Source organism: Sporosarcina sp. G11-34 (assembly GCF_026931025.1).
The window spans coordinates 210,717-237,320 of the sequence record NZ_JAHNZW010000003.1; the positions used below are offsets into that span (position 1 = coordinate 210,717).

The 26,604-nt window shown below is 38.8% G+C and carries 26 protein-coding genes and 1 pseudogene; 17 read left to right on the top strand and 10 right to left on the bottom strand.

Annotation, left to right across the window (positions count from 1 at the left end):
• Positions 1-81: 81 nt before the first annotated feature.
• From KSU66_RS05255 to KSU66_RS05265, 3 genes are all read left to right on the top strand, one after another.
• Entirely contained in the window at positions 82-1,095 is a 1,014-nt protein-coding gene (locus tag KSU66_RS05255; RefSeq protein ID WP_269050368.1) for an NADP-dependent oxidoreductase, read from the top strand.
• A gap of 143 nt (positions 1,096-1,238) precedes the next feature.
• The gene (locus KSU66_RS05260; RefSeq protein WP_269050369.1) at positions 1,239-2,462 is read left to right on the top strand and encodes a dicarboxylate/amino acid:cation symporter; all 1,224 of its coding nucleotides are present in this window, start codon (positions 1,239-1,241) and stop codon (positions 2,460-2,462) included.
• Between the two features lie 218 nt (positions 2,463-2,680).
• Positions 2,681-3,235: a GyrI-like domain-containing protein gene (locus tag KSU66_RS05265; protein ID WP_269050370.1), complete on the top strand. Its 555-nt coding sequence runs from the start codon at positions 2,681-2,683 to the stop codon at positions 3,233-3,235.
• Between the two features lie 146 nt (positions 3,236-3,381).
• On the opposite strand, the gene KSU66_RS05270 is transcribed toward KSU66_RS05265, so the two are convergent.
• Positions 3,382-3,537 (bottom strand): hypothetical protein, encoded by a 156-nt coding sequence (locus KSU66_RS05270; RefSeq protein WP_269050371.1) that lies wholly within the window; start codon positions 3,535-3,537, stop codon positions 3,382-3,384.
• A gap of 48 nt (positions 3,538-3,585) precedes the next feature.
• Between KSU66_RS05270 and KSU66_RS05275 the strand changes: the two genes are divergently transcribed.
• Together KSU66_RS05275 and KSU66_RS05280 are read left to right on the top strand one after the other, a co-directional pair.
• Positions 3,586-3,792, top strand: a complete 207-nt coding sequence (locus tag KSU66_RS05275) for a hypothetical protein (protein ID WP_269050372.1) — start codon at positions 3,586-3,588, stop codon at positions 3,790-3,792.
• 30 nt (positions 3,793-3,822) lie between these two features.
• Positions 3,823-4,509 (top strand): hypothetical protein, encoded by a 687-nt coding sequence (locus KSU66_RS05280; protein WP_269050373.1) that lies wholly within the window; start codon positions 3,823-3,825, stop codon positions 4,507-4,509.
• An 85-nt stretch (positions 4,510-4,594) separates the two neighbouring features.
• On the opposite strand, the gene KSU66_RS05285 is transcribed toward KSU66_RS05280, so the two are convergent.
• The 3 genes from KSU66_RS05285 to KSU66_RS05295 form a co-directional block, all read right to left on the bottom strand.
• Complete coding sequence (locus tag KSU66_RS05285) at positions 4,595-5,269, bottom strand: ABC transporter ATP-binding protein (protein ID WP_269050374.1); 675 nt, start codon at positions 5,267-5,269, stop codon at positions 4,595-4,597.
• 1 nt (position 5,270) lies between these two features.
• The gene (locus KSU66_RS05290; protein ID WP_269050375.1) at positions 5,271-6,305 is read right to left on the bottom strand and encodes an ABC transporter permease; all 1,035 of its coding nucleotides are present in this window, start codon (positions 6,303-6,305) and stop codon (positions 5,271-5,273) included.
• 177 nt (positions 6,306-6,482) lie between these two features.
• Entirely contained in the window at positions 6,483-8,081 is a 1,599-nt protein-coding gene (locus tag KSU66_RS05295; RefSeq protein ID WP_269050376.1) for a catalase, read from the bottom strand.
• A 186-nt stretch (positions 8,082-8,267) separates the two neighbouring features.
• Between KSU66_RS05295 and KSU66_RS05300 the strand changes: the two genes are divergently transcribed.
• Positions 8,268-8,876 (top strand): YitT family protein, encoded by a 609-nt coding sequence (locus KSU66_RS05300; RefSeq protein WP_269050377.1) that lies wholly within the window; start codon positions 8,268-8,270, stop codon positions 8,874-8,876.
• 49 nt (positions 8,877-8,925) lie between these two features.
• On the opposite strand, the gene KSU66_RS05305 is transcribed toward KSU66_RS05300, so the two are convergent.
• Positions 8,926-9,945 carry a hypothetical protein gene (locus KSU66_RS05305; protein WP_269050378.1) on the bottom strand — a complete coding sequence of 340 codons (1,020 nt, stop codon included), beginning with the start codon at positions 9,943-9,945 and terminating at the stop codon, positions 8,926-8,928.
• On the bottom strand, positions 9,932-10,279 hold the full coding sequence (locus tag KSU66_RS05310; RefSeq protein ID WP_269050379.1) for a PadR family transcriptional regulator: 348 nt from the start codon (positions 10,277-10,279) through the stop codon (positions 9,932-9,934). The genes KSU66_RS05305 and KSU66_RS05310 overlap by 14 nt, the downstream gene beginning before the upstream one ends.
• An 84-nt stretch (positions 10,280-10,363) precedes the next feature.
• Between KSU66_RS05310 and KSU66_RS05315 the strand changes: the two are divergent.
• Together KSU66_RS05315 and KSU66_RS05320 are read left to right on the top strand one after the other, a co-directional pair.
• Positions 10,364-10,927 (top strand): annotated as a pseudogene (locus tag KSU66_RS05315) (methionine ABC transporter permease); the annotation flags it as partial.
• Between the two features lie 178 nt (positions 10,928-11,105).
• Complete coding sequence (locus KSU66_RS05320; RefSeq protein ID WP_269050380.1) at positions 11,106-12,320, top strand: MFS transporter; 1,215 nt, start codon at positions 11,106-11,108, stop codon at positions 12,318-12,320.
• Positions 12,321-12,375: 55 nt separating this feature from the next.
• Here KSU66_RS05320 and KSU66_RS05325 read toward each other — a convergent pair whose 3' ends face one another.
• A complete protein-coding gene (locus KSU66_RS05325) occupies positions 12,376-14,229 on the bottom strand; it encodes an LTA synthase family protein (RefSeq protein WP_269050381.1) in 1,854 nt (617 codons plus the stop codon).
• 280 nt (positions 14,230-14,509) lie between these two features.
• On the opposite strand from KSU66_RS05325, the gene KSU66_RS05330 reads away from it, so the two are divergent.
• The 4 genes from KSU66_RS05330 (at position 14,510) to KSU66_RS05345 (ending at position 19,141) form a co-directional block, all read left to right on the top strand.
• Positions 14,510-15,685, top strand: coding sequence for an MFS transporter (locus tag KSU66_RS05330; protein ID WP_269050382.1), 1,176 nt, complete (start codon positions 14,510-14,512; stop codon positions 15,683-15,685).
• Between the two features lie 109 nt (positions 15,686-15,794).
• The gene (locus tag KSU66_RS05335; RefSeq protein ID WP_269050383.1) at positions 15,795-16,199 is read left to right on the top strand and encodes a MarR family winged helix-turn-helix transcriptional regulator; all 405 of its coding nucleotides are present in this window, start codon (positions 15,795-15,797) and stop codon (positions 16,197-16,199) included.
• A gap of 7 nt (positions 16,200-16,206) precedes the next feature.
• Positions 16,207-17,394, top strand: coding sequence for an MFS transporter (locus KSU66_RS05340; protein WP_269050384.1), 1,188 nt, complete (start codon positions 16,207-16,209; stop codon positions 17,392-17,394).
• Positions 17,395-17,530: 136 nt separating this feature from the next.
• A complete protein-coding gene (locus KSU66_RS05345) occupies positions 17,531-19,141 on the top strand; it encodes a BCCT family transporter (protein ID WP_269050385.1) in 1,611 nt (536 codons plus the stop codon).
• A gap of 55 nt (positions 19,142-19,196) precedes the next feature.
• On the opposite strand, the gene KSU66_RS05350 is transcribed toward KSU66_RS05345, so the two are convergent.
• On the bottom strand, positions 19,197-19,631 hold the full coding sequence (locus KSU66_RS05350) for a protein-tyrosine phosphatase family protein (RefSeq protein ID WP_269050386.1): 435 nt from the start codon (positions 19,629-19,631) through the stop codon (positions 19,197-19,199).
• Positions 19,632-19,762: 131 nt separating this feature from the next.
• Here KSU66_RS05350 and KSU66_RS05355 point away from each other — a divergent pair, with 131 nt between their 5' ends.
• Together KSU66_RS05355 and KSU66_RS05360 are read left to right on the top strand one after the other, a co-directional pair.
• Positions 19,763-20,482, top strand: a complete 720-nt coding sequence (locus KSU66_RS05355; RefSeq protein WP_269050387.1) for an NAD-dependent deacylase — start codon at positions 19,763-19,765, stop codon at positions 20,480-20,482.
• A 68-nt stretch (positions 20,483-20,550) separates the two neighbouring features.
• Positions 20,551-21,099 (top strand): hypothetical protein, encoded by a 549-nt coding sequence (locus tag KSU66_RS05360; protein ID WP_269050388.1) that lies wholly within the window; start codon positions 20,551-20,553, stop codon positions 21,097-21,099.
• A gap of 58 nt (positions 21,100-21,157) precedes the next feature.
• Here the strand turns inward: KSU66_RS05360 and KSU66_RS05365 are convergent, their stop codons facing one another.
• Complete coding sequence (locus KSU66_RS05365) at positions 21,158-21,769, bottom strand: DUF3298 and DUF4163 domain-containing protein (protein ID WP_269050389.1); 612 nt, start codon at positions 21,767-21,769, stop codon at positions 21,158-21,160.
• A gap of 147 nt (positions 21,770-21,916) precedes the next feature.
• Between KSU66_RS05365 and KSU66_RS05370 the strand changes: the two genes are divergently transcribed.
• Together KSU66_RS05370 and KSU66_RS05375 are read left to right on the top strand one after the other, a co-directional pair.
• Positions 21,917-22,801 carry a D-alanyl-D-alanine carboxypeptidase family protein gene (locus KSU66_RS05370; protein WP_269050390.1) on the top strand — a complete coding sequence of 295 codons (885 nt, stop codon included), beginning with the start codon at positions 21,917-21,919 and terminating at the stop codon, positions 22,799-22,801.
• Between the two features lie 89 nt (positions 22,802-22,890).
• Positions 22,891-23,220, top strand: coding sequence for a YkvA family protein (locus KSU66_RS05375; protein WP_269050391.1), 330 nt, complete (start codon positions 22,891-22,893; stop codon positions 23,218-23,220).
• Positions 23,221-23,597: 377 nt separating this feature from the next.
• On the opposite strand, the gene KSU66_RS05380 is transcribed toward KSU66_RS05375, so the two are convergent.
• Positions 23,598-24,449 (bottom strand): SAM hydrolase/SAM-dependent halogenase family protein, encoded by an 852-nt coding sequence (locus tag KSU66_RS05380; protein WP_269050392.1) that lies wholly within the window; start codon positions 24,447-24,449, stop codon positions 23,598-23,600.
• 674 nt (positions 24,450-25,123) lie between these two features.
• Here KSU66_RS05380 and KSU66_RS05385 point away from each other — a divergent pair.
• On the top strand, positions 25,124-26,560 hold the full coding sequence (locus KSU66_RS05385; protein ID WP_269050393.1) for a M20 family metallopeptidase: 1,437 nt from the start codon (positions 25,124-25,126) through the stop codon (positions 26,558-26,560).
• Positions 26,561-26,604: the final 44 nt, after the last annotated feature.

The following is a 26,604-nucleotide window of genomic DNA, read 5'->3' on the forward strand; positions in this document are numbered from 1 at the left end:
TGTCCAGTCCTTTTTTCGTAAGAATCCAATAGTAGGATAGTAATTGAAAGTAATTGTATACTTAGTAGAAGATAAGAAAGGATGAGTAGATTGCAACAACAAATTAAATTAATTAAAAGACCGGTTGGCTTGCCAACAAACGAGGATTTTGAATTTATTGAGGCACCAATAGAAGAACCTAGTGAAGGGGAAGTGCTCGTTCGAACAGTGTATATATCAGTCGATCCCTATTTAAGGGGACGAATGAACGATGTGAAGTCCTATATCCCTCCATTTAAGTTGAATTCAGTGATTACAAGTGGAGTAATTGCGCAAGTGGTGGAATCAAAATCTCCTAAGTTTGAGAAAAATGATATCGTTATCGGTTCACTTGGTTGGCAACATTATTCAGTTGCAAAGGAATCTGAGATTCGAAAAGTTGATGCGAACATCGCACCAGCATCTGCATATTTAAGCGTATTGGGGATGACTGGGTTAACCGCTTATTTTGGCCTATTAGACATTGGACAACCAAAAGAAGGTGAGACGGTTGTTGTATCGGGAGCAGCGGGTGCAGTCGGTTCAATTGTTGGCCAAATCGCAAAAATTAAAGGTGCTAATGTAATAGGAATTGCTGGTTCGGATGAGAAAGTGAAATATCTAATAGAGGAATTAGGATTTGATGCAGCAATTAATTATAAAACAGAGAACGTCAAAATGGCACTGAACAAAGCCTGTCCAAACGGGATTGACGTATACTTTGAAAACGTTGGCGGGGAAATTGCGGATGCTGTATTCCCATTGCTGAATAAGTTTGCACGTATCCCGGTTTGCGGAGCTATTTCTGCTTATAATAGTGAAAGCATTGATATCGGGCCACGTGTCCAAAGTTACCTAATTAAAACGAGCTCATTAATGAAGGGCTTCACGGTTGGCGATTATGGATCGCGTTTTCAAGAAGGTACGGAAGTGTTAGCAGGCTGGTTACAAGAAGGAAAGTTGAAATATGAAGAAACGGTTACAGAAGGATTTGACCAAACAATTGATGCTTTCCTTGATCTGTTTGAAGGTAGAAACATCGGAAAAGCGGTCGTGAAAGTATCGGAAATAGAATAATCACATAATAGGTGCCGATTTTCGTTGAAATTTTATACGAAGGTCGGCTTTTTTGTATTAAATGATTCATGTTCTTGCAATCGGAAGTATAAGATAAAGTAGGAGAAAAAATAGAGTGCAAATAACATGAGAGGAAGAGAAGATTGAAACTTAGGTTTAATCTTGTCACACAGATTTTCATCGCATTTGTATTGGCTATTATTTTAGGAAGTTTATTCGGAAGCTCCATCGACTTTCTAAAACCGTTCGGGGATTTATTTTTACGGTTAATTAAATTCATCATCGCTCCGCTTATTTTATCGACCCTTGTTGTAGGGGTTGCAGGAACATCCGATCCAAAACAGTTAGGCAGAATCGGAATTAAAACAGTTGCTTACTATTTAGGGACAACAGCTCTTGCTATCATCATTGGTCTTGCAGTGGCATTTTCTATCGCACCCGGTAAGGGAGTAAATATATCGACTGAAGGGCTAAGTATTCCGGAAGCGGCGGCACAAGAACCACAAGGCGCAATTACGACATTATTAAATATTATTCCTGAAAATCCGTTTACGGCCTTAGCGAACGGGAACATTTTACAAATTATTTTCTTCGCATTATTTATTGGGGTAGCAATTACGCTTGTTGGAAGAAGAGCGCAGCCTGTTTACCGATTTTTCGAAGGGTTTGCAGAGGTGATGTACAAAATTACCGGCATCGTCATGAAAGTGGCACCAATCGGAGTTCTTGGTCTACTGGCACCCGTTATTGGACAGTATGGACTCTCGGTTTTACTTCCACTCTTGAAAGTTATCTTAGCTGTCTATATTGCTTGTATATTGCACGCGGCAATTGTTTACTCGACTGCAGTGAAAACATGGGGGAAGATGAGCCCACTTGCTTTTTTTAAAGGGATTTCACCTGCAGCACTTATCGCTTTTAGTACAGCAAGCAGTTCAGGCACATTGCCTATGACAATTAAGAATACGAATGAAAATCTAGGTGTCCCAAATAAGATTTCAAGTTTTGTCCTTCCGCTTGGTGCAACAATTAATATGGATGGTACGGCTATTTATCAAGGGGTTGCGGTTATCTTTATTGCCCAATTTTACAGCTTGAATTTGTCATTCACTCAACTTCTAACGGTTGTCTTAATAACGATATTAGCTTCTATTGGGACTGCTGGAGTTCCAGGAGCGGGGATGATTATGTTGGCAATGGTGTTAACTTCGGTCAATATGCCACTCGAAGGCATCGCACTGATCGCAGGGATTGACCGGGTTCTTGATATGATGCGTACGATGGTAAACGTCGTAGGGGATGCATCAGCAGCGGTTGTCGTGGCCGGGACTGAAAAAGATCGGATTGAAACGGTTCCTACTAAATGATTTATTGGAAAACCGCTTTCTGAAATAATATAGAAGGCGGTTTTGTTTTGACTAATGGAATCAATCTGAGTTTCTTCCCCTAGCTAAAATAAGTAAAAAAAGTTTTATTTTCATGAATAATTACTATACGTATTCCCATACTATGAAGTAGCAAACATTTACTGTTTTTTCTTTTCGCAAAAGAGAAATACAATTTTATAGATGGGGGAGACATTATTATGCCAACATACAACAACCAAAATACGCGGGAATTTAACATTTCGAAGTCGACATTACAAACAATAACTAAGCCGAGGGTGGAGGCTAGGGCCGGACAACCTTATGTCTATATTCCAATAGAGCTTTATTTACATGAAATGGATAAAGCAAATGAACTCGTCGTTGAGATTTTTGGCTGGCTAGGACGTAAAGGTGTTCATCCGAATGGCGCACCGTTTTATAGATACTGGACAATAGGCGATACGAAAGAAAAATTCAAACTTGAAGTCGGTGTACCGATTGCCGGTACTACTTTCGGAGATGATCGTGTCATTTCGGGAACGATTCCAACGGGGAAATACGCAACGCTTGTACATAACGGTCATCCAGATCTGTTAAGTGACTCATTCGCTATTCTTGAAGAATGGGCGCGTGACCGGGATATTAAATGGGATATTGAATTGAAAATGGAAAAAGAAGTATGGGGCGGACGCTTCGAGTATTATTTGACGGATCCCGTCGCAGAACCAAATCTTAATAAATGGACGACTGAAATTGCTTATTTAATAAAATGATAAAAACCTTCCCTACGCGGTTATACCGACTAGGGAAGGTTTTTTGAGTATGTTAAATATCAATTCCGATAGCCGCACGTCGTGGAATAATATTCATTTTATCGTAGATATTAGCTGACATATCAGATGAAGCCCGCCAAGCCTCTTTATCCAGACGATATAAAGATTGGCTGCAATAACTTTAGTAATCGAGCAGCTTCGTAGCCTTCCGTTAGCCGTGAAGCGTAGGGCTCAATTAATGCAACAAGTTGCTGCTTTCCGAGTTTTCGAATCCGTTCACCCGATGTTTCTATTGTGCACACCTCCAAAAAGTTATCGATGACGATTACAAAGGGCGCGTGTTTTCAATTATGGAGACAATGGCACTTATGCCGCTTGGAGTTGTTATTTACGAATTTTTATACGATATTTTACCGGTGCAATGGATTCTTATAAGATCTAGCTTGTTATTAATAGGCGTTGTTCTTATTCTTGCTAGACCGCCTGTTATACGTAAGGTACATCCCGAGCTTCAGAAACTGAAAGAAGGAAAAGTAGACATGGCCGTGGAATCATAAAGAGGTAAGGGTTTCTTATTCGATACCCGGTTGAAAATCAGACGAGGTGGGTCCATGTTCAAATCTGTTACCTTTTATACGAATAAACTAAAATCATTGCGACGTTTTTATGGGGGCGTTTTAGAGTTGGATATTTCCGAGACGAGCGGTGAGCAGTTCACTGTCAAAGTTGGGGAATCCACGATTACGTTTAAATATACGGATCAGCCCGCATTTTATCATTTCGCGATTAATATTCCCGGCAACCAATTTTCTATGATGAAATTTTGGATGCAAGATAGAGTAACGTTGAACCGAGATGAAGGAAGAGACGAAGTGTTTTTCCCAAGCTTTGCTGCCGACTCAATGTATTTTGAAGATCCAGCCGGAAATATTATTGAACTCATAGGTCGCAGACATCGGGATTTGCTAGGTGATTTGACGACGGCGTCATTTCTGAATATAAGTGAGGTCGGCATAACAACACCATTCGTGGCGGAAGTCGGGGAACAGCTACAAGATTTCGGTATTGCATTGCGCGGCGGAACGGAAGTCAATCCTAACTCTGTGAATTTCTTAGGCAAAGGTGATACGTTTATTGTTCTTGTGAAACCAGATAGAAAATGGTACTTTTCCAAAAAAGTCTCGAAATCGTATCCGCTTGAAATTGAAATGAGTGACGGGAAGCATATTGTGGTGGATGACGAAGGTAAAATAACACTTTCTAGCATTGTGTAAAATTGTTGAAGTTAATTTTCAAAAGTGAAGAAGACCTTAGCAAAATGCTAAGGCCCTTTGTTTGAATAGAAGAGGACTCCTTTTTTTATACGACTAAGCCGTCTTTCATTGTGATGATATGATCCACATAAGAAAGCATTTCTTCATCATGAGTAACCATTAATGTTGTAATGTTCAACGTTTTAGTTAACTCCTGGATGAGAACCATGACGTCTTTTGATCTTTTCGAATCTAAACTTGCAGTCGGCTCATCGGCAAACAACATTTTGGGTTTGTGAATGATTGCCCGCGCAATAGCGACTCGCTGTTTTTCTCCACCAGAAAGGGAAGCGGGGTAGGCATCTTTTCGATGATCCATTTCGATTAATTTCAGTACTTTTTCAATTTCCTTTTTTTGTTCGCGTTTTGTCATTTTGGATTCTGAAACGTCTAACATGAGCATAAGCTGCTCTTCCACTGTAAGAAAAGGAACGAGGTGTGCGGATTGAAAAACGAAACCGAATTCACTTGCTCGTATTTTTCGAATTTGCTCTTGATTCATGGCAGTCATATTTTCACCCTCGAATACTACTTGACCGTCAGATGCACGTTGGAGTCCTGCCGCTATTGTAAGGATTGTACTCTTACCTGATCCGGAGGCACCAACTAAAGCTGTAATCTCACCTTCTTTAAGAGAAAGATTAATTCCTTTTAATATTTCTTCTTCCACTTCACCGTTCGTAAACGTTTTTCTAACTTCATCAATTGTGAAAATCGTCATATTAAACCTCTCCTTGTTGAATGGCTTGTAATGGTTCAATTTTTTTAATTTGAATACCTGAAAGTGTGGCCCCTATAAATCCAATGATTAGGAAGATGATTGACAGTTGAATCGTTGTTTCAATAGTTAAACTGAAAGGCATTCCTTCAGGTGCAATCATATTAAACCCTTGGCTAAGTGCAATAGAAAACCCGAGTGCAATCACAGTAATAAATAGCATTTGTGTCCACATCATTTTGAACAACGAACTTGTTTTCACGCCAATCGCTTTTAAAATGCCGTACAATCCGATTTTTTGAACGTTCATCATGTAGAAGAAAATTGCAAACAACATCCCGCTAATGGCGACTAAAAACCAAATAATCATATTAAGAGACATTTGTTCTGCACTATAACTTGGAATCGTATTTAAAAACTCTTTATTCGAAAATGCTTGTAATCCGGAGATGACCTGAGCATTATCCGCTCCGGGTATGAAAACGAAATGCATTTCATTTACACGGTAGATTTCTTTGTAGTTTTCCATGTTAATGTAAGCGACTGGTGCATGACTATATTTTTTTTGATCAACAAAGCCTTTGACAACAAATTCCCCACTGAATTGATTGTTTGTTAATGTATCCCCAATTTTTATCCCAGCTTTTTCTAATGAACGATCTAACACAATTTCTCCATTTTCAACACTTTCAAACAGTTTTGAATTGGTTGAAGTGACAAAGGCAACACTTCGTTGTTTGTCGTCCATATCATTTAGAAAGCCCATCTGAATTGAAAGCGCAACTCCATTTTTTTGTTCAGTAAGTAATTTTTCTTGGACACTACCGTCTATTCTTGATAGATTATACGTTTCGTCTGCATCGGCATTCATGTAAAATTGGCCATCTGGTAAGTCTTTAATTAACGCTGCGTTATCTTGTGATAGACCGTTTGCCAAACCGGAAATAATAAATGTTAAAAAACTAACTAGAAAAATGATTGAACCTAAAATCATAAACCGAACTTTACTTTTCTTAATTTCTTTCCATGCGATATTCATAATTAATTCCTCCGTTTTTCTTGATGACTTAAGTCTATACGTATCAGGTGAACGGAAGATGAACAGATGATTACAATTCTAGCTTAGCTTAACAATCGCTTCAAAAGATCAAACCCCTTAACTGATTTCAGTTAAGGGGTTTGATTTTGAAAAGGATTGTATTACATTTACTTATTTTTAATAAGGATCCGCGTCATGTCCTTTTTCAATTGCTTTTTCAGGTGATAAATCGCCATCCCTATTTCCAAGAGGTTTTTGACTTGAACCACCACCCGCGGCTTTTGCTAATCCCTCTTGTAAGCGGCGACCATAATCTTTATCGGCTTCTTCAGCAAGTTTAATCATTTTATATTGGATTCGTTGGTCACAATTTGAAAGATCTGCAACCAAGTTCGAAATTAAATCGTCTTGTTCCCATTTTTCGAACGCGCGGTACGTTTCACCGGCTTGTTTTGTGTTGCTTTGTCGGTCAATCGCTTGCCGTACTAATTTACCTTCTATATAAGGTGTGTATTCCTTGCCGTTTTGTATGGACTCTTTTAATCCGCCTAAAAGGGATGGTTCATAGTTGATATGCGGATTTTGACCTGGTGCCCGGTCTACTTTGTATTGCATTTGACCGCCGCTTTGATTTGTAGCTACTCGCTTTTTTGGCGCATTAATCGGCAGTTGTAAATAGTTTGCACCAACACGATGCCGTTGCGTATCCGAGTAGGAGAAAGTACGTCCTTGAAGCATTTTGTCATCAGAAAAGTCGAGGCCATCAACAAGTACTCCTGTACCAAAAGCGGCTTGTTCAACTTCGGTGAAGTAGTCTTCCGGATTTTTGTTTAAAGTCATTTTTCCAATAGGTAGCCATGGGAACTGGTCCTCAGGCCATAACTTTGTATCGTCCAAAGGATCGAAATCGAGTTCGGGGTGTTCATCGTCACTCATAATTTGGACAAGAAGTTCCCATTCGGGGTAGTCATTACTTTTAATGGCGTCATACAAATCTTGTGTGGCATGATTAAAGTTTTCTGCTTGAATTTCACTTGCTTCTTTTTGCGTTAAGTTTTTTATGCCTTGTTTTGGTTCCCAATGATACTTTACGAGAACCGCTTCCCCTTCACTGTTGACCCATTTGTACGTATTGACACCGGACCCTTGCATCATCCGGTAATTAGCCGGTATGCCCCAAGGGGAATAAATGAACGTCACCATATGGAATGACTCGGGAGAACTGGCACAAAAGTCGAAGAAACGTTCGCTATCTTGAATATTTGTAATTGGATCGGGTTTAAATGCGTGAATCATGTCGGGGAATTTAATCGCATCGCGAATGAAAAAGATTTTCAAGTTATTTCCGACAAGATCCCAGTTCCCATCTTCCGTATAAAACTTCACAGCAAATCCACGAGGGTCACGAAGCGTTTCGGGGGAGTGCCCCCCGTGAATGACTGATGAAAAACGAACGAAAACGGGTGTTACTTTTCCTTTTTTTTGAAAAAGTTTTGCTCTTGTATATTTGGATATCGGTTCATCTCCGGCTGTTCCATATGCTTCAAAATGACCATGGGCACCTGCACCGCGTGCATGAACAACACGTTCAGGAATCCGTTCTCTGTCAAAATGACTAATTTTTTCAAGGAAATCATAGTTTTCTAAAATAGCAGGTCCGCGATTACCGACAGTTCTTAAGTTTTGGTTATCGGTGACGGGGTGTCCTTGTCTGTTTGTTAATGTATTTTCTTGTTCTTCGTCATCTTTATCTCGATTTGATGGATCTTTTTCCAAATTATTTCCTCCTATTCGTACTAGTTTAATCTTTATTGGTTGTTATCTGTCCTGTATAGACTTCACTAAATGGAAGGATTTAATTCCTATTGTTATTTTAATTGCGTTTTTGTTTATTTGTATTCGGAAAGACTTGGGGGCCCGGGGCATATACATCTATAGAGTCTTATGAATAGGTGGGGTTTAATGGAACTTTTTAAGAAAACACTAATCATCTTCATCGGTTGTTTCTTCATCGCAGTTGGCATCAATTTATTTCTTGTTCCATTTAGATTATTAGAGGGGGGCGCTCTAGGGATCAGCCTAGTCATTCATTATTTGACGGGGGTAAAAGTGGGGTTCACATTTCTTTTGATTAGTATTCCCATATTTATATTTGCTTGGGTATTTTATCGTTCTTTTTTCTACAACGGGATTCATGGAATGCTGATTTCCTCAATTATGATAGACGTATTTTATCCATTACATATACTTGGGGAGAATCTAATGATGTCACCATTTTTAAGTGCTGCATTGGGTGGGGTGTTTATTGGCTCGGGGGTTGGAGTTATGTTTCGTTTTGACATTAGCATGGGTGGGCTCGATTTGCTTGGACAAATGCTTGCGAGAAAATTGGCTTTGAATCCGGGAGTAGTGATTTTTTGTATTGATCTTGTGATTGTTTCGGTTGGTTGTATGTTGATTGTATCTTCGCATTTATTATTGTCCTATACGACTGTGTTCTTTGTTGGTGTTACGACGAGTCTAATTGTTTCAAAGCAGGGAAGACGCCGTACTAGTTATAATGACGTATAAAAGGTTAATCAACCCGTGGGGGTAAATTAACCTTTTTCTAATCCACATTCTATTCGTTGCTAGCTCTAGCTTTAAGAAAGCTTGTAATTATATCGATCATACTAATTGCGACAAGTGATACTACAATTCCCCATGTAATACGGGTCATGAGTATACGTGTATGTTCAAATGATTGATCGAAAATAGAAGCCATATAAGTAAGGAAATCGATGTTCAGTATACCTGGGGTGTTGACGATAATTAGTAGGGAAATAGTTCCTGCCAGATGAACAATCGTATTACTAATCGCTAGTTTATACGTCGACATTTTAGTTTTCATTTTGTAAATGGTTAATAATAAATCCAAAACAATATAGAATACAACAAGTGGCCAATAAGAAATTAAAATATCGTTGTCAAAAACGGGAAGTTTAAATTGCAAACCTTGCTGATCATTACTTGATTCATAAATACCGATTAAGCGTGTAGAATTGAAATAAAGGGTTACCAAAATAACAGTCCAAAGGAAGCTAAAAAAAATTTCATTTTTTTTAATAGCTTTATAATGCGGGAGATAAGATATTTTTTCTAAATCACTTGGTGTCCATTTTTCACCTGATAATGTCAATGGTGTATGAATGGTAGGGGCTATCGTCCGTTCTAAAATGATGAATACAATGGTCACCCAAAAAAAGGATTGAATGGCAGTGTCGATAACGACCCATATTGCTTCCCCGAAAATAGAAACTATGAATAGCGGAAGCACTTCGTTTCCAGTAAGTGATTCAACTTTTTCAAGAAGAAAAAAGATGATTGTTACAACAGAAGCAATAAGTAACACCATTTTTAGAACGGACTTATACATATCGTAAAACTTAGGTCCAATTAGATGCATTGGTTCGTCTTTATATTGAGCGGCAAGTGAAATAGGGTCTCCAAGCTTTTCAAGTTCCTGCTTCACGTCGTTTTCAGAATAAATATAAGGGAGCATATCCTCAATTGTTGAGCGCAGCTCCAAAGCAATATCTTTGCGCATTTTTTTGGGTAATCTGCGTGTCACTTCTTGGATATATAAGTCAATCAGTTTCATTTGTTTCATCTCCTTTCAGAACTAGATTTAGTTCGCAGGTCATTATTTCCCACTCATATTTTAACTGTTTGTAAGTGTCGATTCCAAATGGGCTTATTGTGTAATATTTTCGTGGTCTACTTTCTGACGTATCCCAACTACTTGTCACGAGCTCTTGTTTTTCAAGTCGTCTTAGTAAAGGATAGAGCGTACTTTGATCGATTGTAATTCCCGATTTCTCTAGAAGTTGGACGAGCGAATATCCGTATTGGGGAATACTTAATTGGCTCAAAACAGCTAATGTCAACGTTCCCCTACGTAATTCTATCGTTAAGGAGTTCAATAAATCGCTCATAATTATCACCTCTTTGTCTATAGTGTATATCGTACACTATTATATTATTACAATTAATATGTAATTAAATATTGTTACTATTTCGGACTTCCGTTAGGAATCGGACTTTTTGTAACGAGTAAAGGAATGTTTTGGCAAAACAAGTATTTGCAAAATGTTGCGGGGACGATTATAAATATTATTCGTTCTATCCCATTCATTATTCTTCTTGTTGTTTTAATTCCGTTAACAAAACTACTTATTGGCACATCGACGGGGCCTTTAGCAGCAAGCGTCCCACTTACAATAGCGTCGATTCCGTTCTTCGCACGTCTCGTGGAGACATCTTTACGTGAAATTGACAAAGGGGTAATTGAAGCGGCAGAGTCATGTGGGGCATCGCCTTGGCTAATCATTAGACAAGTTTTATTACCAGAGTCGAAATCAGGGGTGATCTCTGGAATGACAGTTATGATCATAAGTTTATTGAGCTATTCGGCAATGGCTGGAATTGTGGGGGGAGGCGGTATAGGTAACCTTGCGATTCAATTTGGGTATTATCGTTACCAAAATGGGGTCATGATTGCGACTGTAATTATTTTAATCATAATTGTTCAATTAATTCAATTTATCGGGGATCGCGCTGCACATGCAGTTAATAAGAAATAGAAAAATAAAAGAAAAATCCTATCAATCTTAAATGATAGGATTTTTTATTGTCAATTAATTCAAGTCATAAGACCTTTGAAAAGGAAGATGAAATCTAGTTTTCACCCTTTGGTAGATTATTTTAGTATATACTGAAGTAGTCTTGTTATTTAGAATATAGAAAGAATGTGATTGTTTTATGACGACAAAATCTTCTACTATGGTAGGAAACCCAGTTTACCCAATAATGTTCGCCATTGGGGGCGTGCATTTACTGAATGATTCGTTACAAGCTGTTATTCCGGCTATGTTTCCAATACTTGAAAAAAGTATGGGACTTTCATTTACACAGCTAGGGCTTATCGCCTTTGCACTGAATATGGTCGCTTCGGTGTTACAACCCGTTGTTGGTTATTTGAGTGACCGCAAACCTAAACCTTATGCTCTTCCTATTGGAATGACATTTTCGCTTGTCGGGATTGCGGGGCTTGCATTTGCGCCAGAATATTGGATGATTCTAGTCTTTGTTATTTTTCTCGGATTTGGATCAGCTGTTTTCCATCCCGAAGGATCTCGTGTTTCATTCATGGCGGCGGGTCCGAAAAGGGGATTGTCCCAATCGATTTATCAAGTAGGGGGAAATTCCGGGCAAGCACTTGCACCTTTAATAAGTGCGTATATTTTGCTTCCGCTTGGTCAAAGAGGTGCGGCAGTTTTTATATTAGTAGCGGCACTTGCTATTTATATCCTAATGAAAATTTCGGCTTGGTATAAGGAACAGCTAATACAAGAAAAACTGAACAATCGCAAACGAGTTATTTTATCGTCAATGGAGAATTTAACAAAAAAACAAATAGGCGTAGCGCTCACTTTACTGCTTGTTATTATTTTTGCTCGTTCCTTTTACGTAATCAACATAACGAACTTTTACATATTCCATTTAATTGAAACGTATGGGCTGACAATTCCTCAGGGCCAGTTATGTATTTTCTTATTCCTGGCACTTGGAGCGGCAGGAACCTTTTTCGGGGGACCGATTGCCGATAAAATAGGTAGGAAAAATACTATTATATTATCACTTGTTGTGCCGATACCTTTATGTCTATTGTTGCCGTACGTTCCTTTGTTTGCAGTTATTTTGTTGTTATTGGTCATTGGTTTTTTCATTATGTTAAGTTTCTCAGTGACTGTAGTATATGCTCAAGAGCTTGTGCCAAGTAAAATAGGAACGATGGCCGGTTTAACTGTTGGACTGGCATTTGGTATGGGTGCCATAGGTTCTGTTGTTATTGGTATTTTGATGGATGATATTGGAATCTATCAAACGATGATTGTCGTTTCATTTTTACCGATTATTGGACTTGTTGGTTTAGCTTTACCGAAAGATCAGAAGATAGTTGCAGGAAACGCATAATATAGACATAAATAGCCCAATCCAGTTGAGGTTAAACTGGATTGGGCTGTTTATATTATTTTCGATTGCCATAGGATTTTAAGATTTGATCGGACTGTTTCATAATTTTTAAAGCATTGTCGATGGATTGTTGTGTTTTATTCGTTCGGGATTTCTCTTTCATCGTCTCTGAATTGTACAGTATCGCGGGTAATTTAGCGCTCGGTGCAACATATAATGTGTCGTCATTTATGAACGAACTGCCGGGTAAATGGTAACGCATGCCGAGCAAGTTATGTTTATATTGAAATAAATTATGACCGACCATTTGCGCATCGTGTTCAAGACCAAGTAAGTTCAATAATGTAGGCATTAGATCAACTTGACCACCCAAATAATCAATCGTTTCACCTTTAAAAAGTCCGCTGGCGGTGAAAATGACTGGAACGATGAATCGATCTTGTAAGTTGTACGAATGACCGAGTATATTTAAAAGAACGGCTTCATCCTCTTTAGTGACGGGAGCCCCGTGAATCCCGGAATGATCCCCGTAAATAAGAAGTAACGAGTCATCGTATATGCCTTCCCTTTTTAACATATCAATGAATGCGCCAATTTGTTCATCTGTATATCTAATGGATTGAAGATAATTGCCGACGTATGTGTCCTCATAGCTTTCGGGTAAAGTAAGATATTGAAGATGTTCTGGCATTTCAAATGGCGTATGGCTTGTTAATGTAATAATATTTGAGTACATTTTTTTGTGTTTTTTTAATTGTGATGGAAGTTGTTGTGAAGCAAAATCGAATAATACTTCATCTGCTGGTCCAAATCCAATTTCTTGTTCTGCCGGAATTTCTTTATCTGTGTAAACGTAATCAAAACCGAGTGCCGGATATAATTTTTCACGGCTCCAATAGGTAATGTCATCTGCATGATAAGTTGCTGTGCCGTATCCATTTTGTTGCAAAGTACGAGGTAAAGAAGGAACGGGATCTCCGTTAATCACATTGACAGTCGGATCCATGCCTTCTGGATAAATGGATGTATGCATAAGCCATTCTGCGTCGGAAGTATTACCCGCCCCGATTTGCTGATACACATTATCGAAGTACGTACTATCCTTCAACAATGCATTTAAATTCGGTGTAATTTCTTGTCCATTAACTTGTTCGTTAATGACAAAGCCTTGCAATGACTCGACTTGAATGACAAACACATGTCGATCCTTAGCAATCCCATAAGACTCATGCTTATTGGCAGGGACATACTTATTGCCTTTTAGTTTTTCAACAGCTTGTTCTGATAAATTAACGTCAGAAGCAAGCGCCGTACCGAAGCCACGTGTGAAAACTTGCACCATCTGGGACTGTAAATATCCATTTTCTTTCGCGAAATACGAGACATCAATAAGTGGTTGTCTGAATGCAAGACTCGTTGTAATAAGGCCAGTAATTCCAAATATAAGTACTAAACGTTTATTTACTTTAACAGAAGATTTAATCCTCTTAGCATTAAAATAATATGCAATCGGGAGTATAAGTATAATATCTAGAAAAAGTAATAGGTCATATGGACTACTTAAGAGGCCGATTGTTCCTCCGACAGAATTCGATTGATAAATCTGCTGTAAATCATAATAAGAGGGAATGGTTGAAAAATAACGGGTGTAGTAAATAATTGCAACAAACAATATAGACACGATCGTATTGAATAGGAAAATTCCGGTCCATGTATATTTTTTCGCCAATAGAACAATGAGGCATAGTATAAATGCCCATAGTGGAAATTCAATAAATGCAATATGAGTGACAGACTTATTATGAAAAACGGCAAGTCGAAAAGCAATGATCTTGATGAAAAGTAATAATAAAATGATTGTGCTCGGGTGTGTTGCGAAAGATTTTATTTTTTTAATAAATGATTTCATATTGACACCTCCTTGAAGAGTTCTATATTTAGTGTAACAAACTTTTGGATATGAAAAATAGAAAGCCTTCTATAATTAGACGAATTAGAAGCGCAAAAGTTTTCTTAGTTGTTAAAAGCCCAAGAGTATTTAATTACTTTAGATATGTTCAATGCAATTATTTGAATAAGATAACTTGAAAATTAGTAGAGTTGAATTTATAGCTTATTCCTACAAGTTTTTATATAATGAGGAGTCGTCTTAAATTAAATGCGGCGTCTAGAAAGTAGGGTGAATTGTTTTGTCAAGTGAACAACGAAAGAAACTAATTATATTAATGGTGAATATGTTTATAGCTGTAGGGAGTTTTGGTATTATTATTCCAATTTTACCTGCTTACCTCGTTTCGATAGGGGAAGGTGGAAAAGCGGCAGGGTTAATGATTGCAATCTTTGCTGGCGCGCAACTAGCGATGTCACCCATTGCTGGAAAGTGGGCAGACAAATATGGTCGACGAGTGATGATTATTGCAGGTCTTAGTGGCCTAGCGCTATCTATGTTCATTTTCTATTTCTCCGATTCAATTGGAGTTCTATACTTTTCCCGTGTAATTGGCGGGATAGGTGCCGCGCTGTTAATTCCGGCAATTTTTGCTTATGTTGCAGACATTACAACGATGGACCAGCGTGCAAAAGGAAATAGTATGATATCGGCTGCAATGTCTCTTGGTATTGTTATTGGACCAGGAATCGGTGGTTTTTTGGCGGACTTTGGTTTAAAGATGCCTCTTCTGATTTCGGCACTCGTTGGAGTAGTTGCTGTTGTGTTCTCAGCACTTCTATTGAAAGAAAGTAAGGGGACGGAAGTTGAAGAAAGTAATGCAAAATCGGAATCAATGATAAAAGAGATTGTGCAAACATTTAACAAGCCTTATTTTATGCCACTCCTTATCACATTAGTTATGAGCTTCGGGTTAATGGCTTATGAGTCGGTTCTTGGTCTTTTTGTGGACAATCAATTCGGTGCAACACCGAAAGATATTGCCGTGCTTGTTACATCTACAGGGATTATAAGTGTAATCATTCAATTGTTTGCAGTTGACCGGATTGTACGCAAGTTTGGTGAAGCGGCGGTGTTAAGCCTTTTCCTTGCGGTAGCGGCAGCCGGGTTTTTATTATCCATTTTCGCATCGACGTATTTCATGTTTTTTGTCGTTACAATGATCATATTCCTGGCGACATCGATATTAAGACCTGTTTTAATAACACTTATTTCGAAATTAGCGGGAAATGAGCAAGGATTTGCAATGGGCATGAACAATGCATATATGAGTATTGGGAACGTACTTGGCCCACTACTTGCGGGAGTGTTGTTTGATATCCATATTATTTATCCGTTTATCCTCGGTCTCATCGTACTTGTCATTACGACGATTGTCTCGATGCGCTGGAAAAGTTCAGAAAAATTAACAATATGATAAAACAGGCAATCCCGATATTCAAGGGGTTGCCTGTTTTCTTTACATGCTTCGGATACAGAAGTATAGTTAAATAGTTACCTAGGTAACTAAGGGGGGAGAGGAAATAATGAATCCTTTATTTCATGAAATTTTTCAAAAGACACGTATACTGAATAAAAAGTTAAATGAAACTCTTAAAGAACATGATTTATTTGCCGCGCAGTGGTCTGTATTATTTTGTATACATCGTCACGAAGAAATGACATTGACGAATATATGTAAGTATTTAAATGTGGAAGCTCCAACGATTACACGAACCGTCGGTCGGCTGGAGGAGCTAGGGTGGTTGACAACAACAGAAGGGAGAGACCGTAGGGAAAAGGTAGTGCGCCTTTCACAAGTTGCGGTATCTAAGTTCCCAATAATCGAGGCCTCCATCATTAAATTTGAACATGAGTTTTTAAAAAAAATGTCGGATGAAGAACAAACGATGCTTATAGCGTTATTGCAAAAGATGAATAAGGAAAGGTGATTAGATTTTGGTAAAGAAAGAGCCTATTTGGACAAGACCATTTATTAGTTTATTTATCACAAATATTACAGTATTCATCGTTTTTTATGGTCTAGTAACTACATTGCCTCTTTATGCAATCGGTGTGTTAAACCGGACGGATGAAGAAGCGGGCTTATTGATGACGACTTTTTTACTTTCCGCTATTGTTGTCCGACCATTCACAGGTAAAATTTTGGATGTTGCTGGAAAGCGGAAAATGCTTTGGATTGCTCTCGTACTTTATTTAGTTTGTACGGTTCTTTATTATTTTATCAAACCATTTGAAGTGCTTTTAGTACTGCGTTTTCTTCAGGGCATTTGGTTTAGTATTATAACGACGGCTGCACTTTCAATTGCGGCAGATATCGTGCCAATTAGGCGTAGGGGGGCGGGGCTTGGTTATTTTACTATGTCTACAAATTTAGCCGTTGTTCTAGGTCCATTAATTGCACTGTACGTCATTCAATCCTACTCATTCGATGTATTGTTTATCGTGTTGAGTATGTTAATGGTTGTGGGTGTGTTAATGTCTATATCGGCACCAGTTGGGGTTATTACAGAAAAAAGTCTTGTGAAAAACAAATTAAAAATAGGGGATTTATTTGAAAAAGAGGCTCTTCCAGTGGCTATACTAGGAAGTATGATTGCGTTGTCCTACGCAAGTGTTTTGTCGTACTTATCCATTTATGCACAGGAAAAAGGGCTCTTGACATTGGCAAGCACGTTCTTTCTTGTTTTCGCGGCGGTTATGTTGTTGACTCGTCCGTTTACGGGAAGACTGTTCGATGAGAAAGGTCCTAAATATGTAATCATACCCGGTTTTATATCCTTTGCCATTGGTCTTGTTCTTTTAGCAAACATGGATGCCGCGGTGGGATTTTTAGTTGCAGGCGCATTCATCGGGTTTGGATACGGTGCACTTGTCCCGAGTTTTCAAACGCTTGCGGTTCAATCGACAAAACATGAAAGAAGTGGATACGCTACAGCTACATTCTTCACTTTTTTTGATACCGGACTTGCGATTGGATCTTATGTACTAGGACTCATTGCAATCCATTTCGGATATCAATATGTTTACTTAACGTCAGGTGCTCTTGTTTTCGTTGTATTTGTTATATATATGGCAATAGAGCGGAGAAAGAGTCAAAAACATGTGAGTGACTTAGTTAGTTGATTGAATAAAACATTTATCTTTATTGAAACATGAACCTTTATTAAAGGATTCGTGTTTTTTCGTATTCGTTGCGTTTCATTTGAAACTGGGTTAGGGTAAATAGTTAATAACTATTTACATTAGGGGTCGGTTTGTTTTGGATAAGAAGTTTTGGAAGAATCCTGTATTCTCAATTTCAGCAGTGGTTATTTTTTTAATTGTCGTATTGGGGGCAGTCATTCCTACAAAGTTCGGGTACGCAGCGGAAATGTTATATGACTTCACGGCAAAAAGTTTCGGTTGGTTTTATTTATTAATCGTGTTTATTATTGTGGCATTTCTAGTTGGACTTGCAATTAGTAAATACGGTGCCATTAGACTTGGCGGGGATGAGGAAAGGCCGGATTATCCATTTTTCACTTGGATTGGGATGCTTTTTTCAGCAGGATTCGGAGTTGGCCTTGTGTTTTGGGGCGTTGCAGAACCAATGAGTCATTTCTTTACATCGCCAATTGGGGATGTCGTTCCACAATCCGAAGAAGCCGCACGGATTGCAATGGGCTACTCATTTTTCCACTGGGGTATCTCACAATGGGCTATTTTTGGAATCGTTGGGTTAGTGATTGGTTTTTTACAGTTTCGAAAGAAAAAGGATGGACTTATTTCCACAGCATTAGAACCACTAGTTGGATCGAATAAAAAAGTGAAAATTGGAATCGATTCATTTTCTGTCATAGCGACTGTAATGGGAATCGCTACATCGCTTGGATTGGGAATTTTACAAATGGGCGGTGGTTTAGAATCGGTCTTTAATATTAAAAGTACATTTGGAGTACAACTTTTCATTATTGCCATCGTCTTTGTAGCCTATATGCTATCGACTTCCACAGGGTTAAATAAAGGAATTCGTTATTTAGGAAACTTTAACTTGGCATTGGCGATTGCAATGTTAGTATTCTTTTTCGCTGTAGGTCCAAAAGTATTCATCCTTGAAAGCTTCACACTAGGAATCGGTGATTATATCTCGCATTTTATCGAGTACAGTCTACGCCTGCAACCTTATCAAGGAGGGACCTGGGTACGTGATTGGACAATTTTCTATTGGGCATGGACAATTGCGTGGTCACCATTCGTAGGTGCATTTGTAGCGCGCGTTTCAAAAGGAAGAACGATTAGGGAATTTATCGCTGGAGTGATGGTGATTCCACCCGTATTTGCTTGTATGTGGATTGCAACTTTAGGTGGAACAGCACTTTATAGTGATTTAAATAATGGAACTAAAATAGCAGAAGCAGTCGATGCTGACGTTACTTCAGCCATCTTTGAAACGTTTAAACATATGCCGTTTACTGGATTTACTTCCGCATTGGCAATTCTATTAATATTTACGTTTCTTGTGACTTCAGCGGATTCTGCGACGTATATATTGGCAAGTATGACGACAAGGGGAAGTTTATTCCCGCCGATGATTGTTAAGATGACTTGGGGCTTCCTTATGTCAGCAATCGCTGGGGTTTTACTTTATGCAGGTGGTTTAGATGCATTGCAATCGGCTTCACTCGTCTCTGCTTTGCCGTTCACCGTTCTTTTACTACTACTTATATTTTCTATGGCAAAGTTATTGAAAAAAGAACCGATAACTGTCCGACCTACTGATATTAGTAGGTTTGAAAAAATTGAACATGAAGTGAAGAAGAAAATTGAGCTAGAGGAATCGGAAACATCTTCTTCTAAAAGAAGAAAAAGAAGAAATAAAAAACCGGAATAATAGACAAATGCCAGTCTCCATTATTTATTGGAGACTGGCATTTTTAATGTTTAATTTACTTTTTTTCGTACTCATAAATCCGTTTCAACGCTTCTTTGAATTGGGGTTTTACATTGATGTTTGAACGGATTTCTTTTGCCCGCAGCTCAGCTTCATCGATTGAATGTGCATGCCCAAGTTCTAAGAGTGTTGCTGTTGCAATCGTTCCTGCCCGTCCGCGTCCTGTATTGCAATGGAAATATACATTTTTACCTGCATTATATGCTTCGATTACTTTTGAAACTACGATTTTAATAGATTCGTCCTGGTGTTTTGCATCGTCGACAATCGGTTGATGTACACTTATATCACTAGAGAGTGGGCCTTTTACTTCCGCACGTAAGTCGTAAATAACATCGATTTTTTCGTTCGCAAGAAGTTCATCAATCGCATCTATGCCGCCCGTGAAAATCCGATTGGGAATAAGTTCACCGTAATTTTTATTTTCCACCTATATCACTCCTATAAGTTAGTAGTGCATTCAGTATACCATTTAACATATTAACGCGGTGTCACTTCAAGTGAATCAATTCCCTGCGAATGATATGGTTGATGATATAGGATGTGAAAGGGGAATGAGATATGCTTATAAATTTACTTCAAAATTCGAAGCGTACGATTATTTATACAGGAGCAGGAATGTCTACGGAGAGTGGACTCCCAGATTTTCGTTCAGCCAAAACAGGGCTTTGGGAAACAGAAGATCCTACACAGGTTGCAAGTACTGAAGCATTGAACAAAGACGTTGAAAATTTTTTCGAGTTTTACCGCAAACGTGTTCTCGGTTTGAAAGATTGTATCCCACATAAAGGGCATGACATCTTAGCGGAATGGGAAAGAGCAGGGCTAATTAATGGGATTATTACACAAAACGTCGACGGTTTTCATTCCGTCGCCGGATCTAAAAATGTCATGGAACTTCACGGTACATTGCAAACAGTTCATTGCCAATCTTGCGGAAAAAAGTATGGAAGTGAAATGTATGAAACGGCAAGCTTCTATTGTACTTGCGGAGGGAAACTCCGTCCATCCGTTATTTTATTTGGAGAAGGGCTTCCTGAAGGACCGTTTAAGAAGGCGGTTTTAGAAAGTGAGAAAGCAGATTTATTTATCGTTTTAGGCTCCTCACTTACCGTCACGCCTGCAAATCAATTCCCACTTCTTGCAAAAGAACAAGGAGCAAAACTTGTCATCGTCAATATGGAGCCAACGCAGTTTGACCGATATGCAGACCTTGTCATAAATAACCGTAAAATTGGAGAAGTGTTAGCGGAAGTAAATCGTATGTATTTTCCGAATTAATACTTTCACTGAAACTTTCTCTTCTGCTTAACGAACTAATAGTAAAAAGAAAGCAGAGGAGCGTTTTCGTGAAATTGAAAATTGGTCTGATTCCATTCTGTCTAGTTTTACTACTCATATTTTTAAAACCTTTACCTGTCGCGGCTTGTTCATGTGCAGAGCCACCGCCTCCTCGTGAAGCGTTAGTGAATGCAGAAGAAGTTTTCAGCGGGGAAGTAACGAAAATAAAAAACAAGGGCACAAACAGTAAGATAGTCAATTTCACTGTAAATGAAACGTGGAAAGGTGTAAGTGAAACAGAAGTTTCGATAGCAACGGGAAGCGATTCGGCAGGTTGTGGCATTGAATTTGTTGTAGGAAAAGAGTATTTGGTGTACGCCAACGCATCTGATATGTACGGTGACCAATCGCTTTCAAGTACAATATGCGACCGCACGACTGAGTTTGAAAAGGGTACTGAAGATATTACGATTCTAGGTCAAGGCCAAGTTCCTGTTGAAGCCCCAAAGACCGTAGAAAATAAAAGTACTGCTTTCTTAATTGTTGGCGGCATTGTGTTCGTCGCCGGATTGCTAGGTATTTTTAGATGGTACTGGATTAATAGAAATGCGAAATGAAAAAATAGCCTATCGCCAAAACAAAAATCGTTTTGGCGATAGGCTATTTTTAAATCAATTAAGTAAACGCCATCATCCGGTCTAGTGGGCCATCTGGTTGAATAATATCCGCAATATCTAAAATTGGAATGGGGAAGTACGGGAAACCCCATACATAAGGTGTAATTTCATAAAGTTGGAAATAGATAACGAGAACCGTGTCCGCGATATAAAAATCTTGATCACTTCGTATTCCTTCGAATTTTCCCAACAGCTGAATATTCCAATCTACAATCTTTTTATTAATAATGGATGATAACTCTTTTTCGTAATCAGCTTCTGGTTTAAATAATTCTTTTAACGTATATTGTTTTCCTGTTGTCGTATCAAATGTGAGTGATTTAATAATAGTCATTCCATGTGCACCACCAGTAAACGAATAGACAATCAAATTTAAACTAAGAATTCCACGCTGATTTGTTTTCAGTTCATAATAAGCGAGTAATTCCACTAGACTTGTCTCATAATAGCTTTGCTCAATTAGTATTTTATTCAAAGTCGTTACGATTGCTTGATTGATTTTTTGTTGAATCCCATGATTGGGTAAATTAAAAACGACGGGGTAATACACCTTTACTTCAGTAGAAGCATGAGGGAGCATTTTAGTTCGAATCGATACCGGAAGATTCATCAACAACTTCCTTTCCATAGTAAGGGTTAGTCAATCATATGCTTAACATTCTTCATAAATTCTTCATAAATTCACTTGTTAAGTCTTCAGAAACTTATCCTATACTTGTGCTAAGATAACGAATGAACAAGAAAGTAGGATATTCATATGAAAAAAATTATTGCAATAATTTTAATAGCAGTACTTGCTGTAACGATTTATGACCTGAATGAAAAAGAGTCATCGGCAGATGCGTTTCATTCCGATATTGAGGCGAAATCGATTTATATGGTCGATTTTGAAACAGGAAAAGTTCTTTATGAAAAAAATGGGGACGAGTCGGTGGCGATTGCAAGTATGACGAAAATGATGACGCAGTATATTACTTTAAATGCGATTAGGAACGGAAGAATTAGTTGGGATGATTTATATTCTCCAAATGAAGCTGTACTTTCGATTGCATCTAAACCAGGACTTGCAAATTTACGGTTGGAAAGGGGCAGACATTACACGGTTCGGGAATTATTTACGGCGGCATCTGTTATATCCGCGAATGATGCAGCAGTTGCATTAGCCGAAATTGTTGCGGGAAGTGAAGAGAATTTCGTTCGTATTATGAATGAACAGGCGAATTATTTTAAGTTGGAACAAACGTATTTCTTTAATTCAACAGGACTTGATGGGCCGCATGTAGGAAAAACGAGCAATGAAACAAATAAGTCATCTGCGCGCGATGTCGCGGTGATTGCGAGTAAGTTAATTGGCAAGCATCCCGAAATATTGGATTTTTCGAGCCTTGCATCTGTAAATACGAAGGACGGAGAAAAGCCGAATACGAATCTGATGCTTGAAGGCATGCCCTATGAATTGGCGGGACTGGATGGTTTGAAAACGGGTTATACAGGCGAAGCGGGTTCATGTTTTGCGAGCACTGGAATATTCAATGGAAGAAGAGTGATTACGGTTGTTGTTGGAGCAAGCGACGATAATGATGATACAACCAATCCAAGATTTGAGCTGACGAAAGAATTAATTTATCACTATGCAGGGTGAAAGATATAAATCTAGTGTGCATTAAAAATGACGGATTCCTAGAAAATGTGTAAAATTAAACTAATGAGTCGGCGAAAAGAGGTGTTGAAATGGCTGAAAAAAGCTATTCGGATGAGAAGTTTTGGGACAAGCTTATGAAGTACGGGAAAAAGATAGGGGAGCAAACAGTTTATTCTAGTTTGTTATTGTTTTATACGGCTAAAAATCCAGCTGTTCCGAAGTCTACAAAAATGATTATTATCGGCGCGCTAAGTTATCTCGTTTTACCGGTGGATCTTATTCCCGATTTCGTTCCGGTTGTTGGGTTGGCGGATGATGCGTCAGTCATCGCGGCAGCTGTGTATAAAGTCGTTTCGCATATAGACGACGGAGTGAAAGAGCAAGCGAAAAATCGGACGAAGAAATTATTTGGTTTATAAGTTGCAGCCGTGAATATCCAGTAAACTGAGCGAGAGCATCAAAGCGGATTCAGTGGATTTTTTATTATAGCGCTATGTGGGTTGAACTGAAGAATGTGCCACCTAGTTGATTTTAGTGAAGAGCGGCGACCCAGCGGGAAAGCAATCATCATTCGGCTTCAGGTCAGAATCTTTAATTCAACATATATAGATAGTTATAATAGACATGAAAAACACCCGTAAATAGAAACTTTACGGGTGTTTTTCATGTCTATTATAGGTTGAATTTATGATTTCCACGTAATCTCCAGCCGAAGGCATCCCCTAGCGCCGAAGGGAAGAAAGGAAATCCACTCTTTCCTTGTTGTAAGAAGGATTCTTTAGTTCAACTTATATAGTTAGTTTAGCGGCGCTTTGCGAATGACAACTTCCCAGCTCGTGCCTGTACGTACGCGGTATGCATCTGCGAAAGATCCTTGGTTAATAGCGATTCCGATATTGTCGAGCGAATTGATATAGACGAGAGGTTCACCGATGTGTGAATCCGCGAATGAACGACCATATTTCAAAATGCTGTTGTAAATTGTTCGACCATCTCGCGTAATGGATACCTCGAAGGAATCGCCAAAGTTTTTTGCAAGCTCTCTGAACTGTACCCGGCTAATATTTGTCCACAGGTTGCCGAAAGGACTATCGATAATTTCGATAATACCCGTAATGACTTCATCGACGATTGTTGAAGTTTTCAAAGGAAGCTCAACGATTGTAGCTGGATCTACTAAAGGGCCGATGTCTTCAAATGTTGTTTTACCGACCGCTAGGCGGGCTCCTGTATAAGCAAAAATATCGCGTCCGTGGAATGTATGCGATTCTCCGGAATTTGGAAGACGATTTTTTGATTCATCAATTACCCGTACATCCGTGATTTCGATAAACTGCTTTAAGTGCGTTAAAGTTCCGTTATCGGGTGTAATGATATAGTGATTGTCGATTGTTTTCGCTACAACACCACGTCGATCAGATCCGACGCCGGGGTCAACAATCGAGACGAATACCGTTCCGCTCGGCCAATAACTGACTGTTTGCAAAAGGCGGTAAGATGCTTCTCTAATATTGTATTGTGGGATTTGATGCGTAATTTCAAACATAGGAATTCCGAGTTGAACTGAGTTTGCTACTCCGTGCATGGCACTAACTGCCCCGTCCCCTTTCCCAAAATCCGATTGAAAAACTAATAAACCGTTTGTCATTGAATATCGACTCCTTACTATTTTACTTTTTTACACGAAAAATCCCGCCCAAATCAATCAATGGATTGAAAGGACGAGATGATTTCTCGTGTTACCACCTTTATTCATCACTTATTTGCATAAGTGACCTCAGCAAGCACAGAATCCTGTCATGATAGATTCTAGACTGTGGTATAGATAACGGGCACCAATTCCCGCTGATATCTACTGATGCAAGTAAGCTGCACGTTCAACACAGAGCTTAGAGGCCATTTTTCAAATGAAGGTTTTCTGCTTCTTCTCAGCTACTGAAGCTTTCTGTTAAGAACCCCGAACATTTTACTTTTCTCTTCAACGCTTTTAAGTATTATAGAACAATTTACATGATTCTAAAGTAAAAGTCAAATGCTTTTGAATATAATGATATTCGGGTTAACCCGGAAGATTCGAGCTGTTATTCGGATTTTACCCTTATGAAAATGAGGGAATAAACAAGCCCAATCAATAAAGGAATGATGGGATTAATAAATGAATACCGACGAAAAGCATATGAAGTGGCAGGGGATTTAGTCGCGAAATTAAAAAATTCTTGGATGAAATATTTTTCAGAAAACTATAAATGCAAAACGTTTAAATTGTCTGCGAAGTTCATGTACAATTAGATTGTAAGAATATCTGGAGGAGTGAACAGATTTATGGTGCAGAAATCATTTGTTAAAACGTATCTCGAAGAAAATAGAGGGAAATTCGAAGAAATTAGTAAATATATTTGGGAACACCCAGAAACAAGATTTGAAGAATTTGAGTCTGCAACTTATTTAGCGGATAAGCTAGAAGCGGAAGGGTTCAAAGTTGATAGAAATGTTGCAGGAATTGAAACTGCATTTGTCGGTACGTTCGGAGAAGGTGCCCCATACATCGGTTTTTTAGGTGAATTTGATGCATTATCTGGCCTTAGCCAAAAAGCAAATGCGACGGAATTTGAACCTCTTGAAGGCGATAATGTTGGGCATGGATGTGGCCATAACTTGTTAGGAACGGGTGCGCTATCTTCTGCATTTGCTGTGAAAGCGTATATGGAAGAACATAATATTACTGGAACGGTGCAATTTTTCGGTTGTCCGGGTGAAGAAGGTGGATCCGGAAAAACATTTATGACCAGAGAAGGGGTATTCAATCACCTTGATATCGCCTTGACATGGCATCCTTCGCCAGTAAACGCAATCATGAGTTTGTCGTCACTAGCGAACTATCAAATCTATTTCCGCTTCAAAGGAATTACTTCCCATGCTGCGAATTCACCTCATCTAGGCCGAAGTGCATTAGATGCAGTTGAGTTGATGAACGTTGGCGTAAACTACTTACGGGAGCATGTGATTACAGACGCACGCATGCATTATGCGGTGACGAATACGGGCGGTTATTCACCAAATGTTGTACAAGCAGATGCTGAAGTGCTGTATTTAATCCGTGCTCCGAAAGTTAGTCAAGTCGATGAAATTTATAAACGTGTATGTAAAGTGGCAGAAGGTGCGGCTTTAATGACTGAAACGGAATTGACAATCGTATTCGATAAAGCATGTTCAAATTATATTCCGAACCGTGCACTTGAAGAAGTTTTATATGAAAAACTTGTGGAAGCTGGAGCCGGCGAACCTACAGAGGAAGACAAAGAGTATGCTAAAAACATATGGGATTCCTTAACGGACGGTGAGCGTAATAACCACCTGGATTTAGTGAGCGGATTCGGATATGTAGGTGACGAAGATGAATTTGAAGGCAAGTATTTAAGTGAATCGATATCACCATATATCGCGTCTGATAAAGTACTTGCAGGGTCAACTGATGTTTCCGATGTCAGTTGGGTTGTTCCTACTGCACAATGTACTGCGGCGACGTCGGCACTTGGCACAGCACTTCATACATGGCAGATGACAACACAAGGTATTAACTCATTTGCACATTCAGGTATGCTACGTGCAGGGGAAGCAATGGCATTGACTGCGGTTCATATTCTTGATAATCCAGAGGCTCTTGTACCAATTAAAGAAGAGCATGAAAAGAAATTAGCTAAAACACCATATATATGCCCAATACCGGCGGGCGTAAAACCGTCAGCTTTAAAAAAATAAAGCTAAAAAAGATCCACATCCATTAATTGGACGTGGATCTTTTG